At 65.6% G+C, this 25,880-nt stretch carries 28 protein-coding genes; 8 read left to right on the top strand and 20 right to left on the bottom strand.

Annotated elements, in window-relative coordinates; translation table 11 throughout:
- Window positions 1–2: 2 nt before the first annotated feature.
- The 11 genes from fcl to MX659_RS03610 form a co-directional block, all read right to left on the bottom strand.
- Window positions 3–935, bottom strand: a complete 933-nt coding sequence (fcl, locus tag MX659_RS03655) for a GDP-L-fucose synthase (protein ID WP_267192111.1) — start codon at window positions 933–935, stop codon at window positions 3–5.
- A complete protein-coding gene (gene gmd, locus MX659_RS03650) occupies window positions 928–1,974 on the bottom strand; it encodes a GDP-mannose 4,6-dehydratase (RefSeq protein ID WP_267192110.1) in 1,047 nt (348 codons plus the stop codon). The genes fcl and gmd overlap by 8 nt, the downstream gene beginning before the upstream one ends.
- Before the next feature lie 47 nt (window positions 1,975–2,021).
- Window positions 2,022–2,795: a WecB/TagA/CpsF family glycosyltransferase gene (locus MX659_RS03645; RefSeq protein WP_267192109.1), complete on the bottom strand. Its 774-nt coding sequence runs from the start codon at window positions 2,793–2,795 to the stop codon at window positions 2,022–2,024.
- Window positions 2,792–3,970, bottom strand: a complete 1,179-nt coding sequence (locus MX659_RS03640; RefSeq protein ID WP_267192108.1) for a glycosyltransferase family 4 protein — start codon at window positions 3,968–3,970, stop codon at window positions 2,792–2,794. The genes MX659_RS03645 and MX659_RS03640 overlap by 4 nt, the downstream gene beginning before the upstream one ends.
- Window positions 3,967–5,118, bottom strand: a complete 1,152-nt coding sequence (locus tag MX659_RS03635) for a glycosyltransferase family 4 protein (RefSeq protein WP_267192107.1) — start codon at window positions 5,116–5,118, stop codon at window positions 3,967–3,969. Before MX659_RS03635 ends, MX659_RS03640 begins: the two co-directional genes overlap by 4 nt.
- On the bottom strand, window positions 5,115–6,023 hold the full coding sequence (locus tag MX659_RS03630; RefSeq protein WP_267192106.1) for a glycosyltransferase family 2 protein: 909 nt from the start codon (window positions 6,021–6,023) through the stop codon (window positions 5,115–5,117). Before MX659_RS03630 ends, MX659_RS03635 begins: the two co-directional genes overlap by 4 nt.
- Window positions 6,013–7,392: an O-antigen ligase family protein gene (locus MX659_RS03625; protein ID WP_267192105.1), complete on the bottom strand. Its 1,380-nt coding sequence runs from the start codon at window positions 7,390–7,392 to the stop codon at window positions 6,013–6,015. Before MX659_RS03625 ends, MX659_RS03630 begins: the two co-directional genes overlap by 11 nt.
- A gap of 70 nt (window positions 7,393–7,462) precedes the next feature.
- Window positions 7,463–7,798 (bottom strand): DapH/DapD/GlmU-related protein, encoded by a 336-nt coding sequence (locus MX659_RS09170; protein WP_407674469.1) that lies wholly within the window; start codon window positions 7,796–7,798, stop codon window positions 7,463–7,465.
- Window positions 7,799–8,076: 278 nt separating this feature from the next.
- Window positions 8,077–9,267 carry a glycosyltransferase family 4 protein gene (locus MX659_RS03620; protein WP_267192104.1) on the bottom strand — a complete coding sequence of 397 codons (1,191 nt, stop codon included), beginning with the start codon at window positions 9,265–9,267 and terminating at the stop codon, window positions 8,077–8,079.
- 36 nt (window positions 9,268–9,303) lie between these two features.
- A complete protein-coding gene (locus MX659_RS03615) occupies window positions 9,304–10,851 on the bottom strand; it encodes a lipopolysaccharide biosynthesis protein (RefSeq protein WP_267192103.1) in 1,548 nt (515 codons plus the stop codon).
- Window positions 10,848–11,051: a hypothetical protein gene (locus MX659_RS03610; RefSeq protein ID WP_267192102.1), complete on the bottom strand. Its 204-nt coding sequence runs from the start codon at window positions 11,049–11,051 to the stop codon at window positions 10,848–10,850. Before MX659_RS03610 ends, MX659_RS03615 begins: the two co-directional genes overlap by 4 nt.
- 172 nt (window positions 11,052–11,223) lie before the next feature.
- On the opposite strand from MX659_RS03610, the gene MX659_RS03605 reads away from it, so the two are divergent.
- Window positions 11,224–11,865 (top strand): arginase family protein, encoded by a 642-nt coding sequence (locus tag MX659_RS03605; protein WP_267192101.1) that lies wholly within the window; start codon window positions 11,224–11,226, stop codon window positions 11,863–11,865.
- Window positions 11,763–12,221, top strand: a complete 459-nt coding sequence (locus MX659_RS03600; RefSeq protein WP_407674468.1) for an arginase family protein — start codon at window positions 11,763–11,765, stop codon at window positions 12,219–12,221. Before MX659_RS03605 ends, MX659_RS03600 begins: the two co-directional genes overlap by 103 nt.
- Before the next feature lie 51 nt (window positions 12,222–12,272).
- Here the strand turns inward: MX659_RS03600 and MX659_RS03595 are convergent, their stop codons facing one another.
- The 3 genes from MX659_RS03595 to MX659_RS03585 all read right to left on the bottom strand — a co-directional run bounded on the left by MX659_RS03595 (window position 12,273) and on the right by MX659_RS03585 (window position 14,184).
- Window positions 12,273–13,367, bottom strand: a complete 1,095-nt coding sequence (locus MX659_RS03595; RefSeq protein ID WP_267192100.1) for an isocitrate/isopropylmalate dehydrogenase family protein — start codon at window positions 13,365–13,367, stop codon at window positions 12,273–12,275.
- Window positions 13,368–13,480: 113 nt separating this feature from the next.
- Window positions 13,481–13,900 carry a putative toxin-antitoxin system toxin component, PIN family gene (locus tag MX659_RS03590; RefSeq protein ID WP_267192099.1) on the bottom strand — a complete coding sequence of 140 codons (420 nt, stop codon included), beginning with the start codon at window positions 13,898–13,900 and terminating at the stop codon, window positions 13,481–13,483.
- Complete coding sequence (locus MX659_RS03585) at window positions 13,897–14,184, bottom strand: type II toxin-antitoxin system Phd/YefM family antitoxin (RefSeq protein WP_267192098.1); 288 nt, start codon at window positions 14,182–14,184, stop codon at window positions 13,897–13,899. Before MX659_RS03585 ends, MX659_RS03590 begins: the two co-directional genes overlap by 4 nt.
- 234 nt (window positions 14,185–14,418) lie before the next feature.
- Between MX659_RS03585 and MX659_RS03580 the strand changes: the two genes are divergently transcribed.
- Window positions 14,419–16,614 (top strand): cell wall-binding repeat-containing protein, encoded by a 2,196-nt coding sequence (locus tag MX659_RS03580; protein WP_267192097.1) that lies wholly within the window; start codon window positions 14,419–14,421, stop codon window positions 16,612–16,614.
- Here the strand turns inward: MX659_RS03580 and MX659_RS03575 are convergent.
- Together MX659_RS03575 and MX659_RS03570 are read right to left on the bottom strand one after the other, a co-directional pair.
- On the bottom strand, window positions 16,611–17,114 hold the full coding sequence (locus MX659_RS03575; protein ID WP_267192096.1) for a 3-isopropylmalate dehydratase small subunit: 504 nt from the start codon (window positions 17,112–17,114) through the stop codon (window positions 16,611–16,613). The genes MX659_RS03580 and MX659_RS03575 overlap by 4 nt on opposite strands.
- 8 nt (window positions 17,115–17,122) lie before the next feature.
- Window positions 17,123–18,391: a 3-isopropylmalate dehydratase large subunit gene (locus MX659_RS03570; RefSeq protein WP_323745458.1), complete on the bottom strand. Its 1,269-nt coding sequence runs from the start codon at window positions 18,389–18,391 to the stop codon at window positions 17,123–17,125.
- 111 nt (window positions 18,392–18,502) lie between these two features.
- Here MX659_RS03570 and MX659_RS03565 point away from each other — a divergent pair, with 111 nt between their 5' ends.
- Window positions 18,503–18,991: a GNAT family N-acetyltransferase gene (locus tag MX659_RS03565; protein ID WP_267192095.1), complete on the top strand. Its 489-nt coding sequence runs from the start codon at window positions 18,503–18,505 to the stop codon at window positions 18,989–18,991.
- Between the two features lie 3 nt (window positions 18,992–18,994).
- Here the strand turns inward: MX659_RS03565 and MX659_RS03560 are convergent, their stop codons facing one another.
- Entirely contained in the window at window positions 18,995–19,570 is a 576-nt protein-coding gene (locus tag MX659_RS03560; RefSeq protein ID WP_267192094.1) for a hypothetical protein, read from the bottom strand.
- A gap of 193 nt (window positions 19,571–19,763) precedes the next feature.
- Here MX659_RS03560 and MX659_RS03555 point away from each other — a divergent pair, with 193 nt between their 5' ends.
- Window positions 19,764–19,958: a ferredoxin gene (locus MX659_RS03555; RefSeq protein WP_267192093.1), complete on the top strand. Its 195-nt coding sequence runs from the start codon at window positions 19,764–19,766 to the stop codon at window positions 19,956–19,958.
- Window positions 19,959–19,963: 5 nt separating this feature from the next.
- Here MX659_RS03555 and MX659_RS03550 read toward each other — a convergent pair whose 3' ends face one another.
- The 3 genes from MX659_RS03550 to MX659_RS03540 all read right to left on the bottom strand — a co-directional run bounded on the left by MX659_RS03550 (window position 19,964) and on the right by MX659_RS03540 (window position 22,773).
- The gene (locus tag MX659_RS03550; RefSeq protein ID WP_267192092.1) at window positions 19,964–21,292 is read right to left on the bottom strand and encodes a glycosyltransferase; all 1,329 of its coding nucleotides are present in this window, start codon (window positions 21,290–21,292) and stop codon (window positions 19,964–19,966) included.
- A gap of 4 nt (window positions 21,293–21,296) precedes the next feature.
- Window positions 21,297–22,082, bottom strand: coding sequence for an NYN domain-containing protein (locus MX659_RS03545; RefSeq protein WP_267192091.1), 786 nt, complete (start codon window positions 22,080–22,082; stop codon window positions 21,297–21,299).
- Window positions 22,083–22,218: 136 nt separating this feature from the next.
- Complete coding sequence (locus tag MX659_RS03540; RefSeq protein ID WP_267192090.1) at window positions 22,219–22,773, bottom strand: hypothetical protein; 555 nt, start codon at window positions 22,771–22,773, stop codon at window positions 22,219–22,221.
- Between the two features lie 123 nt (window positions 22,774–22,896).
- On the opposite strand from MX659_RS03540, the gene MX659_RS03535 reads away from it, so the two are divergent.
- The 3 genes from MX659_RS03535 to MX659_RS03525 all read left to right on the top strand — a co-directional run bounded on the left by MX659_RS03535 (window position 22,897) and on the right by MX659_RS03525 (window position 25,880).
- A complete protein-coding gene (locus tag MX659_RS03535; RefSeq protein ID WP_267192089.1) occupies window positions 22,897–23,481 on the top strand; it encodes a class I SAM-dependent methyltransferase in 585 nt (194 codons plus the stop codon).
- Between the two features lie 105 nt (window positions 23,482–23,586).
- On the top strand, window positions 23,587–24,930 hold the full coding sequence (locus tag MX659_RS03530) for a cyclic 2,3-diphosphoglycerate synthase (RefSeq protein ID WP_323745457.1): 1,344 nt from the start codon (window positions 23,587–23,589) through the stop codon (window positions 24,928–24,930).
- Window positions 24,927–25,880 carry a carbamate kinase gene (locus MX659_RS03525; protein ID WP_267192087.1) on the top strand — a complete coding sequence of 318 codons (954 nt, stop codon included), beginning with the start codon at window positions 24,927–24,929 and terminating at the stop codon, window positions 25,878–25,880. The genes MX659_RS03530 and MX659_RS03525 overlap by 4 nt, the downstream gene beginning before the upstream one ends.

Below are 25,880 nucleotides of genomic sequence, written 5' to 3'. Positions count from 1 at the left end.
CGCTACTGCGCCACGTTGGCGAGGTACCACTCGTAGGTCGAGGCGATGCCTTCTTCGAGCCCGATGCGGGCGCGCCACCCGAGCGCGCTCAAGCGGGACACGTCGAGGAGCTTGCGCGGGGTGCCGTCGGGCTTGGAGGTGTCGTAGACGATCTCGCCTTCGTACCCGACGATCCGCGCGATGAGCGCAGCGAGCTCGGCGATGCTCACGTCTTCGCCGACGCCGACGTTGACGATCTCCTCGTCGTCGTAGTTCTGCATCAAGAAGAGGCACGCGTCGGCCAGGTCGTCCACGTGCAGGAACTCGCGCCGTGGCCGCCCGGTGCCCCAGATCGTGACGCTCGGCGCACCCGCGACCTTCGCCTCGTGGAACTTGCGGATGAGCGCCGGCAGCACGTGCGAGGTCTCCAGGTCGAAGTTGTCGCCAGGGCCGTAGAGGTTCGTCGGCATGAGGGAGATGCCGTTGAAGCCGTACTGGCGCCGGTAGGACTTGACCATCGTGATGCCGGCGATTTTCGCTACTGCGTACGCCTCGTTGGTGGGTTCGAGCGGGCCTGTGAGCAGGTGCTCTTCCTTCATCGGTTGCGGCGCGTGCTTCGGGTAGATGCAGCTCGACCCCAAGAACAGCAGCTTACGCGCGCCGGCGCGATAGGCCGCGTCGATGACGTTCGTCTGGATGAGCAGGTTCTCGCGGATGAAGTCCGCCGGATAGGTGGCGTTGGCGAGGATCCCGCCGACCTTCGCTGCGGCCAGGAAGACGTACTCGGGGCGCTCCTCGTCGAAGAAGCGCCGCACCGCGTCTTGGGAGGTGAGGTCGAGCTCCGCGTGCGTGCGGGCGATGATGCGCTCGAAGCCCTCGCGCTGCAGCCGCCGGAGGATGGCGCCCCCGACGAGCCCGCGATGACCGGCAACGTAGATGCGGCTGGACCTATCCATGCGAAATGCCCCTCAGCGCCACGTCGTGGCCGGCGTCGCGGAGCGTCTTCTCCTGCGCCGCAAGCTCCATGTCGTGCGCGACCATGCGCGTGACGAGCTCGGCGAAGCTCACCTTGGGCGCCCAGCCGAGCTTCTCGCGCGTCGCCGAGGCGTCGCCGAGCAGGTAGTCCACCTCGGTGGGTCGGAAGTAGCGCGGGTCGATCTCGACGTGGTCCTCCCAATCGAGACCCGCCTCCGCGAACGCCGCCTCGCAGAACTCGCGCACCGAGTGCGCCTCGCCGGTGGCCACCACGTAGTCGCCCGGCTCGTCTTGCTGCAGCATCAGCCACATCGCCTCGACGTAGTCCGGCGCGTAGCCCCAGTCGCGCTTCGCGTCCAGGTTGCCGAGGTAGAGCTTGTCTTGCAGCCCGTGCTTGATGCGGCCGACCGCGCGGGTGATCTTGCGCGTCACGAACGTCTCGCCGCGCCGCTCGGACTCGTGGTTGAACAGGATGCCGTTGCAGATGAACATCCCGTACGCCTCGCGGTAGTTGACGCAGTACCAGTGCGCCGCCACCTTCGCGGCCGCGTACGGGCTGCGCGGGTAGAACGGCGTGGCGAGCGACTGCGGGGGCGGCGCCGCGCCGAACATCTCCGACGACCCGGCCTGGTACATGCGCACGTGCGCGCCGGAGTTCTGCGCATAGTCGCGCAGCGCGTCGAGCAGCCGGAGCGTCCCGGTGGCGACCACGTCTGCGGTGTACTCCGGCTGGTCGAACGAGACCTTCACGTGCGACTGGGCGCCAAGGTTGTAGACCTCGTCGGGGTGCACCTTCTCCAGGATGCGGCGCAGCCCGGTGCCGTCCGTGAGGTCGCCGTAGTGCAGGAACAGCCGCGTGCCCGGCTCGTGCGGGTCGCGGTAGAGGTGATCGATGCGGTCGGTGTTGAACGTGGAGGCGCGACGGATGATGCCGTGCACCTCGTAGCCCTTGGACAGCAGCAGCTCCGCGAGGTACGAGCCGTCCTGGCCGGTGATGCCGGTGATGAGAGCGGTCGTCATGGGTGTCTCCTTAGGAGGTTGCAGCCGACACCATGGTACCAGTAGGTTCAGCGCGGTGAAGGAGCGGGCTTCCGGCGGTATCGCAGGACGTCCCACACGAACAGGGCGTTTCCCACGAGGTACCGCTTCCACATCCGGCGTGGTTCGGACAGCAGCCGATGCACCCACTCCAGACCCGCCTTGCGCATCCACATCGGAGCGCGCGGCTTGCGTCCGGAGTTGAAGTCGAATGCAGCGCCAACGCACACGATGGGGATGCCAAGCTCGTCAACGTGCCGGTACGCCCAGATCTCCTGCTTGGGGGCCGACACGCCGAGCCAGAGGATCCGAGCGCCGGACGACCTGACCGCTTCGACGAGTCGCCGGTTGTCCTCTCTCGACCACTCGCCGAACGGCGGAGTCGCCGTGCCCGCCACCACCAGCCCCCGGTGACGAGCGGCGAGCGTCTCGGCCAGCGTTTCTGCCACGCCTTCCGCGCCCCCTAAGAGGAAGACCGGCACGCCCCGTTGCGCCGCCAAAGCGCACCCGGCTTCGAGCAGATCCGGCCCGGGGCAGCGCCCGATGTCGCCGTAACCGAGCAGCCGAGCAGCATAGGTCACCGACGCGCCATCAGGAAGGCACACGACGCGATCGGTGTCCGCAAGAAGCCGTGCGTACTCGGCGCTCTCTCGCCGCAGCTTCGCGGAATGAGCGTTGAAGAGGACGTAGACGCGCCGCTGGCGAAGAGTGCCGTCTTCGATAACCGCCTTCGCCGCTTCATCGAGCGCTGCACGGGCCACCGCCGCACCCGCAACGAGCACCTCTGGAAAGACGCTCGTCATCGTCTTTCCCTTGCCGTGGCGAGCGCCGCCTCGTAGACCTCGGTCAGTGCGGCAAGATTCTTCTCGTGCGAGTACTTCGCCCTATGAATCCCCAGAGCTCGGGAAGAGCACTCGCTCCACGTCTGCTCATCGGCCTCGCACAGGGCTGCCGCTTGAGACACCAGCCCTGCGAAGTCGCCGAGGGCGATGTCCTCGAAACCCTGGCTCCGCATGTGCTCCTGAAGAGCGCCTCGCGAGAACGAGGCCACGGGCGTCCCCTCCGAGAACGCTTCGATCGTCACTAGGTGGGAGGTCTCGTAACACAGCGATGACACAATCGCCACCCGAGACGATCGGATGAGCTGCCTAACATCTTCCGCCGACCTGGGCCCGGCGAAGACCACGTTCTTCTTCGCTGCACTCGCTTGTTCCACTTCTCCACGCAGCGGGCCGTCTCCGACAATCGTGAGAGGCGGCGCTTCGACCGGCCACGACTCGACCAGTGGCAGCACGCCTTTCTCCACAGAAAGCCGGCCGACAAAGCACGCCCCTCGTCGTTCTCGGTGCGCATATGGCCGCCCGCGCTCCACCGAGTTCGGCTTCAGGTGCAAGCGAGCAGCGGGATACCCACGCTCGGTCATGTGGCGGAGCAAGAAATCCGATACGCAGATCGTCACATGGGGGATTGCTTCCTGACTCGCGAAGCGCCATTCCGTGACGCAAGCACGAGCCATTGCGGCCGACTGGATCCTGGATCCTCGATAGCAGGCGCGCAAGACCCCGCTGGTGTGGCGTGCAGCCGTACACAGGTTGCAGGTTTGACCATTCCTGAAGTGCGTGCCGGCGATGCACGAAAGGCGGAAGTTGTGGAGTGTCCGCACCACGGCACACCCCAGCGCCGCCGCTTCAGCCATGGCACCAACCCCGAGCAGAGGGTAGAGGTTGTGAAAATGCACCACATCAGGGTGATGCTCCTTCACGGCAGCGCGAATCAGCGCACGGCCGTACGGGTGATCGCCCATGTTGAGACCGATGCGTACTTGCTCAAGCCTCGGTAGACCGTAGAAGTCCGAGCTGGGCACCACGAGCGTCGAGACTGCATGCCCGGCCTCACGCAGCAGCCGGGCCTCCATCTCAACAACGACTTCTTCGCCGCCGCGGTATTGGTACGCGACATGAGCAACAAGGACTCTCATCGGCGTCCTGCCCGGTGCTCCACCGCATAGGCTATTGCATCCTCAAACGCTCGCACCATGTTGTCGTAATCCACTTTAGCTACGCGGGCTTTGCCTTCATCTCCAAGACGCCGAGCCAGCGCACGGTCGCGCAAGACCGTGGCCAAAGCCGTGCCCAGCGCCATCGAATCTCTCTCTGGCACAACCAACCCTGTGACGCCGTTCTCCACAAGACCACCAGCTGCCGCACCCACTGCATCGGTAGCGATCACCGGCACACCCTGCAGCATAGCCTCGTTACAGGCGAGACCCCATGGTTCCTTGAAGGTCCGAGTCGTTACCGACGGCATCACGAACACGTCGGCCGCTGCATAGTAGGGAGGCATCTCCGCAGGCTGGAGGCCCGATACAATCACGATTGACACTCCAAGCTCCTGTGCCCGATGCTTCAGGTGATTCTCCAGTGGGCCCGTGCCTACGACAACAATAGTCGGTCGCGCACCAGGCAGAGCCCCTACGGCGTCGAGTAGCACATCAAGCCCCTTCTCCGGGACCAAACGCGACACCGCAAGAACCATTCCGCCTGAACCGACGCCGCATTCGCTGCGGACGCGCCCAATCTCATCCCCGCTCACTTGCCGCCCGAACGCTTGGTTGTTGGTGGCGTTGTCGGCCTCAAAGACCTTCCTCGCGTTCGCGCCTTCACCGACCACGAACCGCGAGACATGCGAACCGTAGGTCACGATGGCGTCTGAGTGGCGGTAGATCCATCTGGTGAAGGGTCTCGATACGGTATGGAAGGCGCTTCTCGGGTGCATCCACATGCCGGTCCACAAGACAAACGCCGCGCCCTTGCGTCGCGCTGCCGCGTAGGCCATAGGCAACTCAAGACGACCGTTCATGCACTTGACAACGACGTCATACGGCCTGGCGTTCAGTTCCTGCCACAGCTGAGTGTTGAATCTGAGCTTGCCGAGATGCGGACCATCTGCAACGGTTTTCGCCGGGAAAGCACCTCGAGTTGTCCCCAGGTGCGGCTGCCAGTACCCCTCTCCACCCCTAGAGAAGAAGATGAACTCGGCCCCAAGCCGCTCATGCAATCGCTCGAAGAGCGGTGCGCGATAGTGGCTCGCGAAGTTCGTCACGACCAGAAGGCGAGGTGCGCTCATCGCTTTGCCATCCGGAGCTGATCGCGAAGGCCGCCACCAACCACACGGACAGTATCGGCCAAAAGGAAGAACGGCCTCGTGGGGAGTGGCGGCGCCATCAACGCGAAGCGCCAGCGGTAGAGCAGGCAGGCCGGGGACCGGCGGGAGAAATACATCCCGAGGAACGCGCGCCACGGTAGACGACCGCGAGTCGTTGATATACCCGTCGCATCAACACGACTGAACACGGGAGCCTCGTACGACATGATGAGCGAATACCCGGCGCGTGCTGCGCGGGCAGAGAACTCGTAGTCGGCCGCATAGTGCGGCAAGCGACGGGCATCGAAGTTGCCAACATCCCGTATGCACGCGACAGGTATGAGCGTGCCTCGCCCAGGGAGGAACGTGGGGTGGGTGGCTGTGGCACCGTCGTCGACGACTTCTCGCAATGAGCGACCGATGTTGTAGGATCCGCCCTTGGCGGTAAGCCATTCAACGTAGGGCCCACCGTCAACGATCGTATCGCCATCTCTGACATCGACTGAAACAGAACCGACTACTGCGCGTCCCCCAGCCCTGCTCCACGCATCCACAAGAGTGTCAATGTAGCCCGGACCGACCGACGTGTCGTTGTTCAAGGTGAGAATCAAATCATCCTCGCGGCAGTGCTCCAAGACCCACTCGACTCCCAGCGCAGTTGCGCCTGCCCACCAGAGGCTGCCGTCTCCCTTCAAGACGGTGACACTCGGGAACTCCCTCGCAATCATCTCAGCCGTGCCGTCCGTAGACCCGTCGTCGACAACGATCACCCTGAGATTGGTGTAGGTCTGATCTTGCAGAGATCGCAGACAGGCAGCGGTGAAGTCTCGGCGGTTGTGCACGGGGATGATGACATGCACCACAGGTACTTTCAGGTCAGCGTTCATTGGGACTGATCTCGCTCTCGGGGCTGAAAACGGCCGCCAGACCAATTCCAATCCATGCGAGCGGCCAGAAATCGAGTGAGTATGCGGTACCGAAAGTCAGCGACGCCGCCACTCCCAACAACCCCATCAAAGCCAGTGCCCGGGCACTCGTCGACTCACTGGCGGCCCGTTTGATCTGAGCAACCAAAGCACTCGCCGCAGCACCAAACCAAGCCAATAGAGCCATCATTCCCGTAACACCTAGCTTCACCAGCGTCTGAACGTACAGGCTGTGCGGCATCACCGTAATCCGCGCATCAAACTCGGGGACATAGACATCCCAATAGCCACCGAATCCCTCACCCAGCCAAGGATGCTCCATGAAAACGTTGAGGTAGGACTTCCACGTAACGAGCCGCCAATACGAGGTTGGATCGCTTGTGGGTCGAATGAACGCAGAGCCGCGTGACGTGATGTAGGCAATCAATTGCGGCACGGTCAGCCCAACAGTGGAAAGAATCGCCGCTCCACTGACAACTATGACCAAGAGCCACGGCGCAAGCCGCCCAACCTCGACTACGCGTAGCCGCATCAAAATCAGCAGAATCACAGCCGCCACAAGCCAAACCGACCTGTGAGCATCTTTGAGTACGATGAATGCAACGAAGAGCAGCGTGAGATATCGAAGAGCCTGCGAAACGCTCCGGCTTGCAACCCTACTCGATACAAACAGCCATGTTGCGGCCAGTAAGAGACCGAGAGAGATCGAGGCGGGATACCAACGCGAAGACGCGCTTAATTGAATCCCCTGCTTCGCAACCGCAATGGGCAGTACCGCCAGTGCTCCGATTACCGGAGACCAGCTGAGTAATGATGCAAGACTCTCGCGCATCTTCTCGTCAGTCAGATGGATGGCAAGAAAGATAGGAAGACCGAGTATCAGATACCTGAATCTGAACTCTCCTGGAGCGCTAAGCCCATAGGTCGTCCAGTTGCGCAGTATCGCCACCAAAAGGAGTGCTGAGAGCAGGGCAGAAGCGGCGAGGAGCCGCTTCGCCTCAGGCGACCGGTCGATTCTGCGAAACAGAGTCGCAACGCTTGCGCCCCACATGCCGACGAGTATGAGATCACTGATGCGCACCCCGCCGGGCAGGACATCCCATCCCTCCGGCAGTAGATTCATCATCAAGGACAGCTGCGAGATCAACACGACTACTAGTAAGGCGAATGCGGCGAGGATTGGAAAACGGTGAGCGGCCCACGAAATGACGATGATGCCGGCCACTGCGGCAAGCAAAACAATGCCTGCCCAGTACACAGCCACCGCCAGTGTAGCCAGCAGTAGAAGGTGCTGTAAGACTGAAATGCCCCCATAAGTTCGTGAACCCACAAGACACGCCTTCCCACGCGAACCCTTGGTCGAAAAGGGCACCTCGCCACAGGCCGATTTGGCGTCGTGCCTACAGCTGAGAACCCTCACGAGGCAACTGCCGCAAGACTCGTGCAGGATTGCCAGCGGCAAGAACGCCGGCCGGAATACTGCCTGTAACGACACTCCCGGCGCCAATTACAGAGCCGTCTCCTATAGTCGATCCCTTCAGTACGATACTGTTGCCACCGATGAAGACATCGTCTCCAATCACAACAGGAGCGCTTCGCACACCTTCACGAAGGTAGCGCCTCGGAATTCTGTCAACCGCATGAGAATCGGTGTCAGTGATTGTCACATTCGCACCCACGAGGACTCTGTTACCAATCCTGATACTCTGTCTGCAAACGATTGTGGCACCCGACATCCCCACATCATCCCCATTCTCAAGCGTAGCGTCGCTCGACAGACTGATGTGGCACCGATGATTGAGCGCCCATTCTGAGAACTGACTCGCGGAGATAAGAACAAGACGCTTGCCCGCACGCAGCCTTGAACCGGGCGCGAGACGGACGAGCGGCCATCCAAATACTCTCGCCCCCGCACCCACATTGCGCCGATAGAGCACTCCGAAAGCAAGGCTTTGCAAGCGCACCACCAAGCCACGAACGCGTGGCACTGCGTACAAGAGGCTCGTCAGCGCCATCACTCCGAGCCTCCGTGAGCTATGTCCACTAGATATTCCACGTATAGATTCATGACGACGTCCCTGTGGTAAGACTCGATTGCTCGCTGCCTGGCTGCCTCTCCAACACATTCGCGAAGACCCACATTCGCAGTCATCAAATCAATTGCAGCTGCCAGACTGTCGACTGACTCAACATCGCACAAGATGCCTGCGCCATCCGACAAAAGGTAAGGCACGTTTCCGGCCCTTTCGCCACCGATCACCGGGGTGCCCATCGCCATGGACTCCAATACGCTCATTCCAAATGACTCTTCGCGTGATGGGTGCACCATGACACTAGAGCTCGAAATCAGTTCGAGCGTCCGAAGATACGGCAAGGGACCATTGAAAACGACGCCTTCTTCTAATCCGTGGGCGCGCGCCCACCGGGCAGCCGACCCGTCGGGCTCCATGTCCTGTCCTACAAGTTCCAAGGCCCATCCCGCCTGTCTTGACTGAGAGCGATTGAATGCCTCCAGCGCTGTGTCCACGTTCTTCCATCCGTGAAATCCATTCGAGACGACAACAATAGAGCGTTTTCGCGCATGCACGGGCTTGTATTCAGGCAGAGTTTCGGTCTCGATGAAGTCCGGTATGATTCGAGCCTTTGCCCGATGCCTTGGCGGCAGCGTGCCCACGAGATACTGCGACGGGCAGGAGAGGTAGCACGCACGATTCAGGACCGAAGCACTCATAAGCATCCGAAGGCCCCTGTAGATAGTCTGCTTGGCTTTCGGCACCAGACTCTCTCCGCTACGTAGTGTCTCGAGCAAGACCCTCGGCGCGCTGTCATGTACGGTGACTAGCGTCGGCAGTCCAGAATCGAGAGCAGCCCCCGCAAACTCATACGACCAGTGGGCATGGAGGACGTCCGGGCTCGACTGCCTGATGGCGTGAAGGAGCTGCTCCCTTTCTCTCTTGAAGAAATCCAAAGCAGACCTGGGGCCATAACGAGGCACAACGACAAGCGTAAGCCCATCTTCCGCGAAGGTCTGCGGTTCGCTGATCCCGAATGAGGTGGTGATAGCCGTAACGCGAAAGCCTTTTTCGAGCAGTCCGCGCACGATGCCGGAGACAATCGGAGCGGGATAGCCTTCCGGCAGTGCATCAGACGCTCCATCTAGGGGCAATAAGTCCAGGCTCATCGGCCCCAACACTGCGATGTGCATGCTTCGTGACCCGCTCCGCAATCTGCTACCTCTCCGTCAGCTTGAACGTGGTCTTTGCTTCATGGCAACGCTGTCAGCAACGCCAACCACTCGCAACAGTATCGAAGACTTGGACTCGAGCAGGAGTGGGCGCATAGCCCCGTACAAACGGCCTCCGTCCACGAGCAGACCTCCTAGACACAGCACGGCACAGCCGGACAGTACTTGTAAAGCCAGAACAAGACCGGCAGGAGCTCCAATGGCACGCCCTGCCCCCGACTCGGCATAGAGCAGCGCCCAGCTCGCCACGCCAGCCAGCATGCCGGGCCTGTACACCCTCAACAAGTCACTCCAGTCCAAGTGCGTGATCTTGACAACATCACAAGTCTGCACGACAAGGAGTAGCACTTGCGCAGAGGCGAACGCGACCGCGTAACCGGCAAGTCCGTGTCTGGAAAGGAAGAGCAGCAGCAGGGCAAAAACGCATATCTGGAAGATGTTCAGAGCTAGCTTGACACGGAGCCTTGCAATAGCCTCCATGAGAATCCCGCCGAAGTGCGACAGCATGGAGGCACCAGCAGCGACTGCGACAATCCGCATCGGCAGAATGGTCGGCCCCCAGCGAGGCCCCAAGACTACGACCACGATTTCTCGAGCCGCCCCGGACATACCCAGAACCAGCGGCAGCCCCACTCCAGAGAACAACTCGATAATTCTCAAATAGGCACGACCGACTCGCTTGAGATCGTGTTGAAGGCGGCTGAGCGATGGCATGACTACCTTCGAGAGACTGGTGCTGAGGTAATACACAGGAATGCCCGTCACGGACAACGCGCGGTTGTAGTATCCGAGGCTGGTTGCGCCAAGAAATCTGCCGACCGTCAACGTGTCCAGATTCTGATTCAGGAATTCGAAGAACGAAATCACGGAGACCAACGAGCCGAACGCGAGAAGATCACGGTAAGGCGCGAGCCGAATGACCGGCATAGAGACTGTTCTGCGAATCGCATTGTAGGCGACGCTCGCTACGGCACTCTGGCACAGACCGGCAAAAACAAGCGACCACACGCCCAGGCCAAGAAATGCCAGCAGTACCGCACCTCCATAGCCCACCACGTAGGCCACCGTCTCGGTGAATGCGATTGCTTTGAAGCGCATCTCCCTGCGAAGCACCGCGTTAGACGCCGTGGATGTCCCAGATATTAGAAATGAAAGGCTCATCCACTTCAGGACTGGTGAGAGCGCCGGATTATTGAAAGCCTTGGCCGCTAAGGGCGACACCGACCAAACAAGAAGCGTGAACAGCGAGCCAATCAGCACAGACGCCCAGAACCCAGCGGCGACGTGGTCTCGCGAGAGATCCTGGCGCTGTACCAGCGCCTGTCCAATACCCATCTGAGCGAAGTATTGACCGAAGCGCAGAACAAGTCCTGCCATCGCGACAAGACCGAAAGCGCTCGGCGCGACAAGTCGTGCCAGAGCGGCTGTCACGATGATTTGCAGTGCTGCCGTGATGAAGGTCGAAAGGTACGTCCATTTCGCTGACTCAAGGGTCTTTCTGGTCAGCCCTTCCACTTCCTCTGGACGTCCCCCCTCTCCCCTCACTCCCACTCCTCGAGCTCCTTCTCCAGGCCGTGCGATCCGATGAACGCTCGCATCCGTTCGTTCTCCTCAGCCATCTCTCGCACGAGCGCGCCCAGCCGCTCGAGCTTCTCGTCCAGCCAGCGGAACCCGGGCTTGCCACGCGACATCAGCCGCAAGGACTCGATGAACGCGAGCGCTTCGGCCGCTCGGTCGTCTTCCATGGCCGCCTCCCGCCGCCCGTGCGCACCGCTCGCGCACAGCGCACATCGTACCGTTTCGGGCGCACGCGCGCGACGGCTGCGCGCGAACCACCCGCCCGCGACGCACTGCTGCACCTTCGTTCGGGTACTCACTATACTGGTAGCGCTGACATCCATACGCTGGGGGGTCGCCGTGCGGGTCTCGCTCGTGCACTCGGATGAGTTGGCGTCGTACGACCTGGGAGTGAACCACCCCCTGCGGCCCGAGCGCTTCACGCGCTCCGTCGACCTCATGCGGCAGCTCCACCTGCTCGACGAAGGCGCCATCCGGATCGTCCCGCCGCGGCCCGCCTCCGACGATGACCTCCTGCGCGTGCACGACGCCGCCTATCTCGCCACCGTCAAGGCCGCCGGCGCCGACCCCGACCGCTTCGCCCCCAGACGCGGCATCGGCCCTGGCGACACGCCGGCGTTCCCGCACATGCACGAGGCCTCGGCGCTCGTCGCTGGCGCCGCCGTCGTCGCCTTCGACGAGGTGCTCGCCGCTCGCGCCGACCGCGCGCTGTCCCTCGCGGGCGGCCTGCACCACGCGCACCGCGACCGCGCCGCGGGCTTCTGCGTCTACAACGACGTGGCCGTCGGCATCGCCTGGGCGCTCGCGCGCGAACCGGCGCTGCGCATCGCCTACGTCGACATCGACGCCCACCACGGCGACGGCGTGCAGGAGGCGTTCTGGAACGACCGCCGCGTGCTCACCGTCTCGATGCACGAGTCGGGTCGCTTCCTGTTCCCCGGCACCGGCTGGGAGCGCGAGACGGCGGGCCCGACGCGCTGAGAACGGCCGTCAACGTGCCGTTCGAGCCGTACGCGAGCGACCTCGACTACCTGAACGCCTTCGACGACGTCGTCGCTCCCGCCGTGCGCTCGTTCGGGCCCGACCTGCTCGTGACGCAGAACGGCGCTGACGCGCTCGCCACCGACCCGCTCACCCACCTCGCCCTCACGCTTCGCGGCTACCACGCGCTCGTCGAGCGGCTCGCCGCGCTCAGCCACGAGCTCTGCGATGGGCGGATGGTCGCGTTCGGCGGCGGCGGGTACGACTGGGGCAGCGCCGTTCCGCGCGCGTGGGCGCTGCTCGCCTACTCGCTTCTCGACCGCGAGCCGCCCCGCGAGCTTCTCGCGGAGCACTGAGCCCGGGTGCGACGAGGGGCGCCTCGTGAGCGCCCCTCCCAGGACCGCCGCTTACGCCATCGCCTCGATGATCGCGTCGGCGTACGCCTGCGTGCCCACGCACCCCTCTGTCGAGCCGGTGCGCGTGCGCATGATGTCGTACGTGACGCGGACGTCCTCGGCCAGCACCGTGCGCACGGCTGCAAGCACCCGCTCCGCCGCTTCGCGCTCGCCGATGTGCTTGAGCATGAGCACCGCCGAGAGGATCTCCGCCGTCGGGTTCGCCATGTCCTTGCCGGCGTACTTCGGCGCGCTGCCGTGCACCGGCTCGAACACCGCGCACTCGTCGCCGATGTTCGCACCGGGCGCGATGCCGAGGCCGCCGATGAGGCCGGCCGCGAGGTCGCTCACGATGTCGCCGTACAGGTTCGGCAGCACGAGCACGTCCCACTGCTCCGGATGCAGCACGAGCTGCATGCAGGTGGCGTCCACGATGTAGTCCTCGAACTCGATGCCGGAACCGGCGTACTCCTCGGCCACCTCGCGCGCCACCCGCAAGAACAGCCCGTCGGTGTGCTTCATGATGTTGGCCTTGTGGACGGCCGTGACTTTCTTCCTGCCGTTGGCGATCGCGTAGTCGAACGCGAAGCGCACGATGCGCTGCGTGGCGCTCACGGAGATCGGCTTCACGGAGATGCCGGAGTCCGGCCGGATCGTGCCTGCGCCGTCGGCCGCGATAAGCTCGATGAGGCGCTTGGCGCCCTCGCTCCCCTCCTCGAACTCGATGCCCGCGTACAGGTCCTCGGTGTTCTCGCGCACGATCACGAGGTCCACGTCGTCGTAGCGGGCGCCGGTGCCCGGGATGGTGAACGACGGGCGCAGGCACGCGTACAGGTCGAGCTCCTTGCGCAGCGCGACGTTCACGCTGCGGAAACCGGTGCCCACCGGCGTCGTGATGGGGCCTTTGATGGCGACCTTATTGCGGCGGATCGACTCGAGCACGTGGTCGGGAAGCGGCGTGCCGTACCTGTCCATCACCTCGGCGCCCGCGTCGACGCGCTCCCACTCGATGTCCACGCCGGCCGCCTCGACCACTCGCGTCATCGCGTGCGTGATCTCCGGGCCGATGCCATCGCCAGGGATGAGCGTCACCGTATGCTTCGCCACTGCGTCTCCTCCTTCGTGTCAGGGCGGGTCACAGCGCCCGCCGAGCGCAGGTGCGATTGTACGCGACGCGCCCGCGACAGGCGAGGCGAAGGGGGCGAGTTCGCCGCGAACGCCTAACGCTCCGAACCTTCGGAGCGCATCAAGGCCACGAACTCCGCAGGCGACACCACCCGCACGCCTGCGCGCAACTCGGGAGGAAAGTGCGCGAGGTTCCCGGTGATCAGACAGTCCGCGCCGCAGGCGGACGCGACCTCCAGAAACGGCTCGTCATCAGGATCTGGCAGGAGCGCTGCGAGAGGCCGAGGCGCGACGATCTCGCCCGAGAATTCCACATAATCGAGCAAAGCGGCCACGTCGTCGGGATCGAACTCGAAGCGTGGGCGAGCGAGGACCTCGCTGTACTCAGCGAGAATGCGCGCGTCGAAGCACAGCGTCACCTCACCGGATGACACCAGCCGTACGATCTCGCCAGGCGGTCCGTAAGGCGACAGCAGGCCCGCGACCAGCACGTTGGTGTCAAGGACGATCCTCAACGAGTGCGCGCCTTACGGACGGCAGCGATCTCGGCCTCGACGTCATCAGCGGAGAGAGCATCAAGCCCACGAGCGACCGATGCGCGCTGCAGCGCGGCCACCGCATCGATCGCACGTGCGCGACGGAAGGCCGCGAGGGTCTCCTCCAGGTTCGACTCGTTGACTGCTGCAAGGACAGCCACCGGGCGGCCGTTGCTGGTGACGACCATCTCTCGCTCGTCGCGGAGATCTCGCCAGATGTCCGCAGACTTGCTGCGCAGGTCACGCACGCTCACGAACTTCATTCTGCGCCTCCAATCGTGACACTATTGTGTACACTAACGTCACCCAAGTCAACACACAGACGGCGCGCTCCCCGCGTGTTTCAAACGCGCGGAGAACGGTAATAGCCAACCTGTGGCGCCTGCCGGCCCGGGCATCGCGTGCCCCCGCAGACAGACGTCTGGTACGGGTCTTGGGGCTAGGGGGCGGTCACGATGTCGATGTTCACGCGGGGTTCCCTTTTGTTGAGGCTCATCTTGACGTTGTCGCTGCTCGCAGCTGTCACGGGCTTCTCCAGCCCAGCACGCGCCCTGCACGCGACGGCCGCACGAGAGATCTGGGTCTCACCCGAAGGCGATGACGCGACCGGCGACGGCACGCGTGCGAAGCCGTTCCGCAGCATCACGAAAGGGATCGCTGTATCAGCAACCGGCGACACGGTGTGGGTGATGCCGGGCGATTACAGCACCGCCACAGGCGAGGTCTTCCCGCTCTTCCCGAAGTCAGGCACCAGCATCAAAGGGTTCGGACCCACGCGGCCGAGGGTCGTCGGCGATGGCGCCAACCCCACCTTCACGCTCCTCGACTGCAATGAGGACACCATCCTGGACTTCCTGGAGATGGACGGCGACGGGTTGACAGCATCCACGCCGTACGCAGGCGTGACCATCTGGGGCAACGCGAGCACAGGCGGGCCGCGGATCTTCGACTGCTGGATACACGACTTCCGATCCACGAGCGGCATCGGCGCCGGCGGCATCGCGATGTTCGGACTGACAGGCACCGACCTTCTGACCGTGCTGCTGTACCGCTGCCGCATAGAGCAGAACCAGAGCGCGGGATCGGGCGGCGGCGTGTATGCTACTGGCGACAGCGGAGCGAGCGTCGGCGTCGCGAAGTGCTCCATCGTGCGCAACACGTCCGGAGGCGCTGGTGGCGTCGCGTCCATCGGCGGCGTGGAGCTGACCGTCTTCCAGACGTACATCGCCTACAATCACGCGACCACCGTGGGAGGCATCTCCGCGTCCAGCAACGCTCGCCTCATGATCGGCGACTGCATCATCACCAACAACTGGGCCGACTCCGGTCCCCGCGCCATCGCCATCAACGCGGTCCCCGAGTACGTGATCGAGCTCTCGACCGTGGCCATGAACGGGCCCTCGGGCTCGCCGAATGCTGCGATCAGCGTCGCCGGAAGCACCGGGCAGGTGCACGGGTCGATCGTGTGGGGTCACCAGTCCAAGGACCTGTCGGGGTGCTCGGCGACCTACTCGTGCATCGAAGACACCGCCATCTCGGACACTGGGGTGATGCACACGGATCCGAAGTTCTACTGGGACGGGGCGATGCACGGCTGGCGCCTCGCGGCGGATTCGCCGTGCAAGGACACCGTCGAGCGGACGTCCGATTCGCCGCCTGTCGATTTCGACGGGAACCCCCGATTCCAGAAGTCCGTGAGCACGGCTCCCGAGTTGGCGGACATGGGCGCGTTCGAAATCGCGAGCTACGAGGTCGAGCGGTGGTCCGGCGCCGACCGGTACAAGACGGCGTGTGCGGCGTGGGAGACCCTCGAAGACCCGGCCTGGCCTCGGTTCCGCTGGGCGGTGCTTGCCACCGGTGAGAATTTCCCCGACGCATTGTCGGCCAGCGCGCTCGCAGGCGCGATCGAAGGTCCGCTGCTTCTGACCAGACGCGATTCGTTGCCGGCGTCGGTCACGGCGTTTCTGGAGGACCACCAGATCCGAGGCGTCTACATCGTCGGCGGCACCGGCGCCGTCAGCTCAGCGGTTCAAACCGAGCTTCTGACGCACGTGGACGCAGTCACGCGCATCAGCGGCGCGGACCGGTACGCGACCGCCGCCAACGTGGCACGCGAAGTCAAGCGCTTGGCGTTTCCTGACACGAACGCCTCGAAGGTGATGGTGGCGCGCGGAGACTCGTTCCCTGACGCGCTCGCGGCCGCGCCGATGGCGTACACGATGCGGTACCCCATCGTCTTGACGCGAACGACTGCCCTGCCGGATCAGACGCGGTCGGTGCTCGCCGACCTCGCGCCAGAGCACGTGGCGATCCTCGGCGGAACCGGAGCGGTGAGCAACGCGGTGGAGCTCGACATCGAGGCCATCGTCGGGTACGACGCGCAGCGTTTCAGCGGCACCGATCGCTACGAGACGGCAAAACTCGTCGCCGACGACAGCCTGCGGTGGGGCGCCACCTTCGCCCAACGACCAGGCATCGCCACGGGCCAGAACTTCCCTGACGGGCTTTCTGGCGGCGCTGCGCTCGGGGCGCTGAGCTCGCCGTTGCTGCTCACGCGCACGACGTCACTGCCCCCGTACACGCACGACTACCTCGACGCGCTCGGCACCTGGGCGCACCGGGTCATCGTGATAGGAGGCACCGGCGCCGTCAGCAGTTCGACGGCTGCAGCGGCGCTCGCTGCGATACGCTAGACCGCGAACCCGCCGTGCTTCTTGAAGTGCTCGACGAGCCCGCCGTCGGCGAGAAGCTGCGCCATCACCGGCGGCAGCGGCGAGAACGGGACCTCGACGCCTTTGGTGAGGTCGCGCACGATGCCGCCCTCGAGGTCGATCTCGAGCTCGTCGCCGTCGTCGATGAGGTCGGTGTCGCACTCCACGACCGGCAGCCCGGTGTTGATGGCGTTGCGGAAGAAGATGCGCGCGAAGCTCTTGGCGAGCACGGCCTTCGTGTTGCTGTGGATGAGCACGAGCGGCGCCTGCTCGCGGCTTGAGCCCATGCCGAAGTTCTTGCCCGCCACCAGGATGCCGCCTTCGGGCTTCACTTTGGCGTAGTAGTCGGGGTCGAGGTCCTCCATCGCGTGGACGGCCATGGCCTCCATGTCGGCGGACTTGAACTTGTACTTGCCGGAGATGATGTAGTCGGTGTTGATGTCGTCGCCGTACTTGAACGCGCGTGCGCGGATGGTCGACATTCGTCCTCCTAGCCCAGGTACCTGCGCGGGTCGGTGATCTTCCCCTCGATGACCGAAGCCGCCACCGTGGCGGGGCTTCCGAGGTAGATGAACGCGTTGGAGTTGCCCATGCGGCCCTTGAAGTTGCGGTTTGCCGTGGAGATCACGTTCTCCCCGTCCGACGGGACGCCGTTGTGCGTGCCGACGCACGGCCCGCACCCGGGCGTGACGAGCGCGGCCCCTGCCTCCACGAGCGTCTGGATGTAGCCTGCCTCGATGGCGTCGAGCAGGATCCTGCGAGACGCCGGCGCGACGATGAACCGCACGTCCGGGTGCACGCGGCGACCCGCAAGGATGCTCGCAGCGATCGCGAGGTCCTCCAGGCGACCGTTCGTGCAGGTGCCGAGGTAGCCTTGCTGGATCGGCGTCCCCTCGACCTCCTCGACGGGCGAGACGTTGTCGACCGAGTGAGGTTTGGCGATCTGCGGGCCCACCGTGCTCGCGTCGATCTCGATCGTGCGCGCGTACACGGCGTCCGGGTCCGGCTCCACCGGCGCGGGCGTCCGCTCGCTCCGGCCCTCGTACCAGGCGAGCGTCTTGGCGTCGGCCCGCATGAGGCCTGCCTTCGCGCCCACCTCGATCGCCATGTTGGAGATGGTCATGCGCGCCTCCACCGACAGCGCGTCGATGACCGGCCCGTCGAACTCCAGCGCCATGTACGTCGCGCCGTCAGCTCCGATCTGCCCCGCAAGGTACAAGATGAGGTCCTTGCTGAAGACGCCTGGCTTGAGCTCGCCAGTGTAGGTCACGCGCATCGTCTCGGGCACTTTGAACCAAAGCTTGCCTGACGCCATCGCCGCGGCGCCGTCCGTGGAGCCGACGCCGGTGGAGAAGACGTTGAGCGCGCCGTACGTGCAGGTGTGGCTGTCGCACCCGACCATGAGGTCGCCCGGCACCACGTGCCCGTTCTCGGGGATGAGCTGGTGGCACACGCCGCAGCCGATGTCGTACACCTTCGCGCCCGTGCGCTTGCCGAACTCCCGCATCACGGTGTGGAGCGCGCTTACGCCCTCGAGCGGGCTCGGTGCGGAGTGGTCGATCACCAGCGCGACCTTCGTAGGGTCGAACACGCCCTCGACGCCCATACGTTCGAGCGCGCGGATGGCGAGCGGCGAGGTGCCGTCCTGCCCCATCACGAAGTCGATGTCAGCGACGACGATGTCTCCTGCCCTGGCGTCCGTTCCCGAGTGGGCCGACAAGATCTTCTCGGCGATGGTCTTTCCAGGAATCGCAATCACCTTCCTTGCTCGAACGCGATCGCGCTTCAGCGCGCCTCCACGGGGAGATGATAGTGTACGCTAGCCACCCGGACCGGACAAACGCGACCACGCCGACGAAGCGGAGGTGCGATGCGCATCAGACCCGCCACGCCTGACGACGCCGCGGCCATCGCGGCCATCTACAACCACGCCGTCGAGAACACGACCGCCACCTTCGACACGGAGCCGGTGACTGCCGAGAGCAGGAAGACGTGGCTTGCGGCGCGCGGTCCCGAACACCCCGTCGTGGTCGCCGAGGACGGCGAGGCGGTGGTCGGGTGGGCGGCGCTCTCGCCGTGGTCGGACAGGTGCGCGTACCGCTCGAGCGTGGAGATGTCGGTCTACGTCGACCCGCAGCACCACCGGCGCGGCATCGGCCGTGCGCTCGCCGAGCACCTGATCGGCGTCGCGCCGTCCTTGGGCGTGCACGCGATACTGGCACGCATCTGCACGGAGAATGCGCCCAGCCTCGCGATGGTCGAGAAGCTCGGATTCGAGCCGTGCGGCGTCCAGCGCGAGGTCGGCCGGAAGTTCGACCGCTGGCTTGACGTCGCCGTCTACGAGCTCCTGCTGGACTGAGGATCAGGGCGCAGGCTGCGGCTCGACCGTCTCTGTGGGCTCCACCGTGCTCGTGGGCTCGACAGTGCTCGTCGGCTCGACGGTCCCCGTGGGCTCCTCGCTCGCGCCGCCGTCATCGTCCGGCAGCGTCCCGGAGCCGTCGCCGCCGATTCCCAGCCACGCCATGAACTTGGCGATGACCTGCTGAAGCCCGAGAGGAAGCGACGTGCGCTGGCCGGCGTCGAGCTGCGCTTGCATGCGCGCGAGGTTGCGCTGCAGACGTTCGAGCGCGTTCGCGATGCCCGTGCGCTTCTGCTCGGGGGCCGGCGCCTGATCGCCGTCGCCTTCGTCAGCGTCTTCGGACGCGTCGGCAGTGTCTTCGGAGGCGGCCGCCCGACCGCTCTTGCCGGCCTTGGCGGTCCCAGCGCCCTTTCCATGCTGCGCGGCGTCCGTCGCCTCGGTGTCGGGTGCCGCGACGACGCCGTGGCCGCGACCTCGCGATGATGCAGGCACGCCGCCCTTCTTCGCGAACGCGACGCCCGGAAGCGCAAGCGCTACGATCAGCACCGCGACAAGCACGGCAGCGATGAGCCGTTTCACCGTGCACCTCCTTGGACGACTACGCTCTCGATACCCTCTCATCGGCACGCAGGCGCGATCCTCGACACCGAACTGACGAGCGGCGCGGCACCTGCACGCGCGCTGGTCGTGGCCGTGATGGCCGTCACGGTGAGACACTGGCCGTCGGATTGGGTACGCTCAGTACGAGCCGCCGACGGACAGGAGGACTGCCATGAAACCGACAGTCGACCGCGCGCTGTGCATCGGGTGCAGGCTGTGCGAAGACACCTGCCCGGACGTGTTCCGCATCGATGAGGGCGGGCTTGCGTACGTGTTGCGGAGCGACCCACCGCACGAGCTGTACGGAGATGTCAAGGCGGCCGCCGAGATCTGCCCGACGAACGCCATCAGCATCCAGGCCGTCTGAGCGCCTTACGCCTCGACAGGCAGGCCCGCTCCCGCCGCTGCCGCCGTCTGGCGGTACAGCTCCTCGAGTTCGCTCACCACGAGCCCGATCTCGTGCCGCTGCACGTCGCCCCGTGCGGCGCGGCCCATGCGCTCCCGCAGCGCATCGTCGCTCTCGAGGCGCTCGATGGCGCGAGCGAGCGACTGGACGTCGCCAGGAGCCACGACGATGCCGCTCCTTCCGGTGCGCACGATCTCGGGTATGGCGAGCGCGCGGACGCCTATCACCGGCAGGCCCGACGCCATCGCTTCGAGCAGCACGATGCCTTGCGTCTCGATGGTGCTCGCCGTGACGAACGCGTCGTACTCCCAGTAACGCTGCACGAGCTCGTCGCGTGCCACGAAGCCGAGGAACCGCACGCGGCCCTCGATGCCCAACCGGGACGCGAGCCGTTCCAGCGAGTCCCGCGCCGGGCCGTCGCCCACGACATCCAGCGTCGCGTCGACGCCGTGCGCGAGCGCGCGGGCGAACGCCTTCACGACGACGTCGACGTTCTTCTCGTAGCCGAGCCGCCCTGCGTGCACGAGCCGACCGCTCCTGGCGTACGACTCCTTCACGCGCACGAGCGCAAGGTCGATGCCGTTGCTCAGGTGGTCCACGGGCGCGGTCACGCCGTGGCGCATCAGCTCGCGCTTGAGGGTGACCGATGGGGTGAGAACGAGGTCGGAACGGTTGTACAGCAACCGCGTGTACCGCCACGCCAATCGCGCCGTGAGCTCCGGGGTGCTCTGATTCACGTCGGCCGTGATGCCGAGCCACGCCTCGGCGAAGTCATCGAGGCCCGTTTCGATGAGCGCGCGCGACTTCACGATCCGCTGCCACAGACCGGACTCCAGCACGCGCTCGAACACGAGCGAGTTCACCACGCGCTCCTGGAGCGTGTCGATGCCGAGCAGCCGCGAGATCTCGAGGTACTGCATGAAGTCGGGGATGTAGGTGTGGTAGGTCTGCACGATCGGCAGCCTGAGCGCCTTCGCGGCAAGCAGCCCCACCACGCCGAGCGAGAGCGGCGTGTGCACGTGCACGAGGTCGGGATCGAACGCCTTGATCTTGCGCGTGACCGACGCGATGGCGGGCAGCGCCACGCGCGTCGCCTTGTTCGTCACGAAGCTGAACGCGGGGTACCGCTCGATCCGGACGCCCCGCTGCGGTTCGTCGACGTGCTCCCCGTAGCGCGGCGCGATGATGAGGATCTCGTGGCCGCGCTCCGCAAGCAGACGCGTGTGCGTCGCGATGGCGGTGACGACGCCGTTGACCTCCGGCACGTAGGTGTCGGTGACGATGACGATGCGCACGGCGCTACTTCCCGTTCGCGAAGCCCTCGACGACCCAGGTGCCCGAACGCTGGTCGGTCCGAAGCGTGATCACGCCCATCTTCTGGGCGTCTTGCAGCAGCTCGGAGAACGACCGGTACCCGAACGACGATTCCGAGAACTGCGGCTGCTTGCGCTTCATGGTGTCCTTGACCATGGACGAGTACATCACGTCCTTGTTCTCGCGCTGCAGCGCCTCGACCGCCTCGATGAGCAGCTTGATCGCCGGACGCTTGGCCTTCGGGATCGACGTGAGCGGCACCGCCGGGCCGCTCGGCGCGTGCACGATGTCCTCGTAGTAGATGAACTCGTCGCAGTTCGCCGCGAGCAGGTCGCTCGTCGAGTCCTTCATGCCCAGACCGATGACGGCCTTGCCGTTCTCCTTGAGTTTGCTCACGAGCGGCGTGAAGTCGCTGTCGCCCGAGACGATCACGAAGGTGTCGATGTGCTCCTTCGAGTAGCACAAGTCGAGCGCGTCGACGGCGAGCTGGATGTCGGCGTAGTTCTTGCCGGTCATGCCCCGCTCCGGGATCTCCATCATCTGGATCCCGGCGTCGTGCATGACCTCGCGGTACTGCGCGAACCGCCCCCAGTCCGCGTACGCGCGCTTGACGATGAGCTTGCCCTTCTCGACGAGCCGCTCGAGCACGGCCTTGATGTCGAACGTGCCCGGCGCGCCCTTCCCGCGACCTCCTTGCCCGCTGCGCTCGAATCCGAGCGCGAGGTTCTCGAAGTCGATGAGCACCGCAAGCGAGTGCGCTTCTTCTGACATGTCGGCCTTCCTTCCCGTGGCCCCCTGCACATCATGCCACACGCGGCCGAGGCTGGGTACTCGGCGCACATGACACCACGGGCGGCCGCTGGTGCGACCGCCCGCGATGCGAGGGAGGGGAGATGAGGTATGGCTGCTACTGCGTCGCGGTCGTGCCCGTGCACGCCCCGCAGAACCCGGCGCCGTTGCCGCCGCGGCCAGCGCCGCGACCAGCGCCCTGGCCCTGACCGGCCCACGAGGGGCGGCCGGTCGCGGTGGTGGTGACGCGCTCGGTCAGGCGCTCTTTCATCTGCGCGTACGCGGCGTCTGCCTGCTCCTGCGTGATCGTGCCGTCAGCGACCTTCTGGTCGAGCAGCGCCTTGCGCGCTTCGAGCGCCTTGGCGACGACGTCATCAGGATCCACGCCTTCGGCCTTCGCGATGTCCGCGATGGACTCGCCTGCGGCCCGCTTCGCCTGGATGTCGGCGGCGCTCAGGCCGGTGAGGTCGGCGAGCACGTCGATCAGACGTCCGCCGGCGCCACGGATCGCCTGGCCGAGGCCGATGCACGCGCCGAGGACGCCGGACGCCTGCGGCGCCGGGGTGCCCGTGGCCGTCGTTGCCGGGGCTGCCGCCGCCAGGCCGACGCTCCCGAGCACGATGCCGGCCACCAGGCCGGCGGCGATGAGCGCGATGGACTTGCTATGCTTCATTGCTGACACCTCCTGTGTCGGATCTGCGAGGTCTTCTCGCCTCGCACTTCCGATTGTGTCCGCTGCTCGTGAAGACGGCGTGAACACGGCGCGCCCATGCCGTGAAGCCGGATAGGAGCGACGATGGCTGCGCACAGGTTCGACCCGAAGAAGCTTCCGTCCCTGAATGACGTGGCTCGCCTCGAGGACCTCGTCCCGGACGCGATCTGGGACGCCTTCGGTGTCCCCGATGCCCGCGTGGCGATCGAGGTCGGCGCGGGCACCGGCATGTTCGCGCGCGAGTTCGCGGCGCGGATGGCGCCCGAGAGCGTCGTGTACGCCGTCGACGCGGAGCCGGCGATGACGGCGTGGATGCGCGAGCACCTCATCGAGACCGGCGGCGCTCGCATCGAGGTCGTGGACGCGCGCGCAGAGGAGCTCCCGTTCGGAAAGAGCGTGGCGGACCTCCTCTACATGATCAACCTCCACCACGAGCTGGACGACGTGGACGCCGCCCTTTCGGAGGCGATGCGGGTCCTCCGGCCGGGCGGCACGATCGGCGTCGTCGACTGGAAGCGCGAGCCGACGCCGAAAGGCCCGCCGGTGGAGCACCGTGCTGGAGCCGAGACGATCGCCCGCGACCTCGAGCGCGCAGGGTTCGCCGACGTGCGCGCCGTGCCGGTGCTGCGCTACCACGACATCGTGGTGGCCCTACGGCCGCTCGGCTGAACGCACGCGATTGGGATACACCTGAATCGCATATCGGGGTATGCTCTCACTGTAGGACACCGCACAGTCGCACGGTGCGACTGCATACAAACGGAGGTGCGTTGCATGAAGCGCACGCGCACGGTCATCATGGGCGCCGCAGGCCGCGACTTCCACGACTTCCTCGCTCGGTTCCGGGACGACGAGTCCACCGAGGTCGTGGCGTTCACCGCGACGCAGATCCCTGGCATCGACGGCAGGACCTTCCCGCCCGACCTCGCGGGCCCGCTGTATCCGGACGGCATCCCGATCCTGCCCGAGTCCGAGCTTGGCCGCCTCATCCGCGAAGAGGGCGTGGAGCGCGTCGTGTTCGCGTACAGCGACATCGCGCACGTCGACCTCATGCACAAGGCCTCGCTCGTGATCGCGGAAGGCGCCGACTTCGTGCTGATGGGGTCGACGCCGACCATGCTGAAGTCGAGCAAGCCCGTCATCTCGATCTGCGCAGTGAGGACCGGCGTCGGCAAGAGCGGCATCTCCAAGTACGTCATCCGCGCGCTCCGCTCGCGCGGCATCCGCGCCGTCGACGTGCGGCACCCGATGCCCTACCGCGACCTGCTCGCGATGCGCGTGGAGCGCTACGCCTCGGTGGAGGACCTCGACCGCTTCGGCGTGACGATCGAGGAGCGCGAGGAGTACGAGCACCTCGTCCGCGACGGGATCGTGGTGTACGCAGGCGTCGACTACGAGGCCATCCTGCGGGAGGCGGAGCGCGAGGCCGACGTGGTGATCTGGGACGGCGGCAACAACGACATGCCGTTCTTCGCGCCCGACCTCGAGATCGTCGCGCTCGACCCGCACCGCCCCGGCCACGAGCGGCTGTACCACCCCGGCGAAGCGAATCTGCTCAGGGCCGACGTGCTCGTCATCAACAAGGTGAACACCGCGGACCGCGCCGTCGTGGACGACCTGAAGGCGACCGCCGCCAAGCTCAACCACAGCGCCGTCGTGATCGAGACCTCCTCTGAGATCACCCTCGCAGACCCGCAGGCCGTCAACGGCAAGCGCGCGCTCGTGATCGAGGACGGCCCGACGGTGACCCACGGCGGCATGGCGTACGGCGCCGGCGCGCTTGCTGCGCGCGCCGCGGGGGCCGCCGCGCTCGTGGACCCGCGCCCGTACGCCGTCGGCTCGATCGCGCAGACCTTCGCCGCGTACCCGCACCTCACCGAGGTCCTGCCTGCGATGGGGTACTCCAAGCAGCAGCTCGCTGAGCTCGAAGCGACCATCCGCGCGACCGAGTGCGACGTCGTCGTGGTGGCCACGCCGATCGACCTCGCGCGGCTCATCGACATCCCGCACCCGACCGTGCGCGCCACCTACGAAGTCGTGGACGCCTCGTCCCCCACGCTCGACGACGTGATCGGGGCGTTCGTCCAGCAGCACGGTGTCCGAGGCGAGCAGGCGTGAGCGCCGCCTCTGAGGTGCAGCTCCTCGTCATCGCCCTCGGCGGGAACGCGATCCTCCGTCGGAGCGATGACGGCACGATCGAGACGCAGTTCCGTCGTGCCGACGAGTCGATGCGGCAGATCGTGCCGCTCATCGCGGCCGGCACGCGCGTCGTGCTCACGCACGGCAACGGCCCGATCGTCGGCAACATCGTCATCCGCAACGAAGCGGCGCGCGACCGCGTCCCGCCGATGCCGCTCTATATCGCAGACGCCGACAGCGAGGGCGGGATCGGCTTCATGCTGGAGACGAGCCTGACCAACGCCCTGGCTACCGCCGGGATAGACCGCCGCGCGGTCACCGTGGTCACCCGGTGCGTCGTCGACCCGCACGACCCGGCGTTCTCGCGCCCGACGAAACCGATCGGGCCGTACTACACGCCCGAGGAGGCCGCCCGCCTGGCGAAGGAGGAGGGCTGGGAGTTCACGGAGGTCCCCGGCGCGGGAACGCGCCGCGTCGTGCCCTCGCCGAGGCCGACCGAGATCGTCGAGGCCCCGACGATCGCGAAGCTCGCTGCGGCAGGCGACGTCGTCATCGCAGCGGGCGGCGGCGGCGTTCCCGTGCTCAGGCGGCCAGACGGGACGCTCGCGGGCGTGGATGCGGTGATAGACAAGGACTGGGCGTCTGCAATCCTCGCGGAGGCCATCAGCGCGGACCACCTCGTCGTGCTGATGGAGGCCGACCGCGTCTACGAGCGCTACGGGACGCCGGCGGCCCGCCCGCTCGAGCGGCTCACGGTCGAGCAGGCCGAGCGGCTGCTGCCCGAGCTCGACACCGGCAGCGTGGGCCCGAAGGTCGCCGCGTGCGCGCACTTCGCGCGCGCGACTGGAAAGGACGCCGTCATCTGCGCCGTCGATCAGCTTGCCGAGGCGCTCGCCGGGCGCGCGGGCACGCGCATCACGGCCAGGTGA

It is taken from the genome of Parvivirga hydrogeniphila, from assembly GCF_023371205.1.
GTDB classification, from domain to species: Bacteria; Actinomycetota; Coriobacteriia; order Anaerosomatales; family Anaerosomataceae; genus Parvivirga; species Parvivirga hydrogeniphila.
The sequence above is the reverse complement of the archived record's forward strand: the minus strand, read 5'-3'. Positions and strand labels throughout refer to the sequence as shown.

Bases quoted from the DNA above. Each gene is read 5' to 3' on its own strand.
- fcl (WP_267192111.1), bottom strand. From the start codon at position 935: ATGGATAGGTCCAGCCGCATCTACGTTGCCGGTCATCGCGGGCTCGTC.
- gmd (WP_267192110.1), bottom strand. From the start codon at position 1,974: ATGACGACCGCTCTCATCACCGGCATCACCGGCCAGGACGGCTCGTAC.
- MX659_RS03645 (WP_267192109.1), bottom strand. From the start codon at position 2,795: ATGACGAGCGTCTTTCCAGAGGTGCTCGTTGCGGGTGCGGCGGTGGCC.
- MX659_RS03640 (WP_267192108.1), bottom strand. From the start codon at position 3,970: ATGAGAGTCCTTGTTGCTCATGTCGCGTACCAATACCGCGGCGGCGAA.
- MX659_RS03635 (WP_267192107.1), bottom strand. From the start codon at position 5,118: ATGAGCGCACCTCGCCTTCTGGTCGTGACGAACTTCGCGAGCCACTAT.
- MX659_RS03630 (WP_267192106.1), bottom strand. From the start codon at position 6,023: ATGAACGCTGACCTGAAAGTACCTGTGGTGCATGTCATCATCCCCGTG.
- MX659_RS09170 (WP_407674469.1), bottom strand. From the start codon at position 7,798: ATGTCGGGTGCCACAATCGTTTGCAGACAGAGTATCAGGATTGGTAAC.
- MX659_RS03620 (WP_267192104.1), bottom strand. From the start codon at position 9,267: ATGCACATCGCAGTGTTGGGGCCGATGAGCCTGGACTTATTGCCCCTA.
- MX659_RS03610 (WP_267192102.1), bottom strand. From the start codon at position 11,051: ATGGAAGACGACCGAGCGGCCGAAGCGCTCGCGTTCATCGAGTCCTTG.
- MX659_RS03585 (WP_267192098.1), bottom strand. From the start codon at position 14,184: ATGAAGTTCGTGAGCGTGCGTGACCTGCGCAGCAAGTCTGCGGACATC.
- MX659_RS03575 (WP_267192096.1), bottom strand. From the start codon at position 17,114: ATGTCGACCATCCGCGCACGCGCGTTCAAGTACGGCGACGACATCAAC.
- MX659_RS03565 (WP_267192095.1), top strand. From the start codon at position 18,503: ATGCGCATCAGACCCGCCACGCCTGACGACGCCGCGGCCATCGCGGCC.
- MX659_RS03555 (WP_267192093.1), top strand. From the start codon at position 19,764: ATGAAACCGACAGTCGACCGCGCGCTGTGCATCGGGTGCAGGCTGTGC.
- MX659_RS03545 (WP_267192091.1), bottom strand. From the start codon at position 22,082: ATGTCAGAAGAAGCGCACTCGCTTGCGGTGCTCATCGACTTCGAGAAC.
- MX659_RS03540 (WP_267192090.1), bottom strand. From the start codon at position 22,773: ATGAAGCATAGCAAGTCCATCGCGCTCATCGCCGCCGGCCTGGTGGCC.
- MX659_RS03535 (WP_267192089.1), top strand. From the start codon at position 22,897: ATGGCTGCGCACAGGTTCGACCCGAAGAAGCTTCCGTCCCTGAATGAC.
- MX659_RS03530 (WP_323745457.1), top strand. From the start codon at position 23,587: ATGAAGCGCACGCGCACGGTCATCATGGGCGCCGCAGGCCGCGACTTC.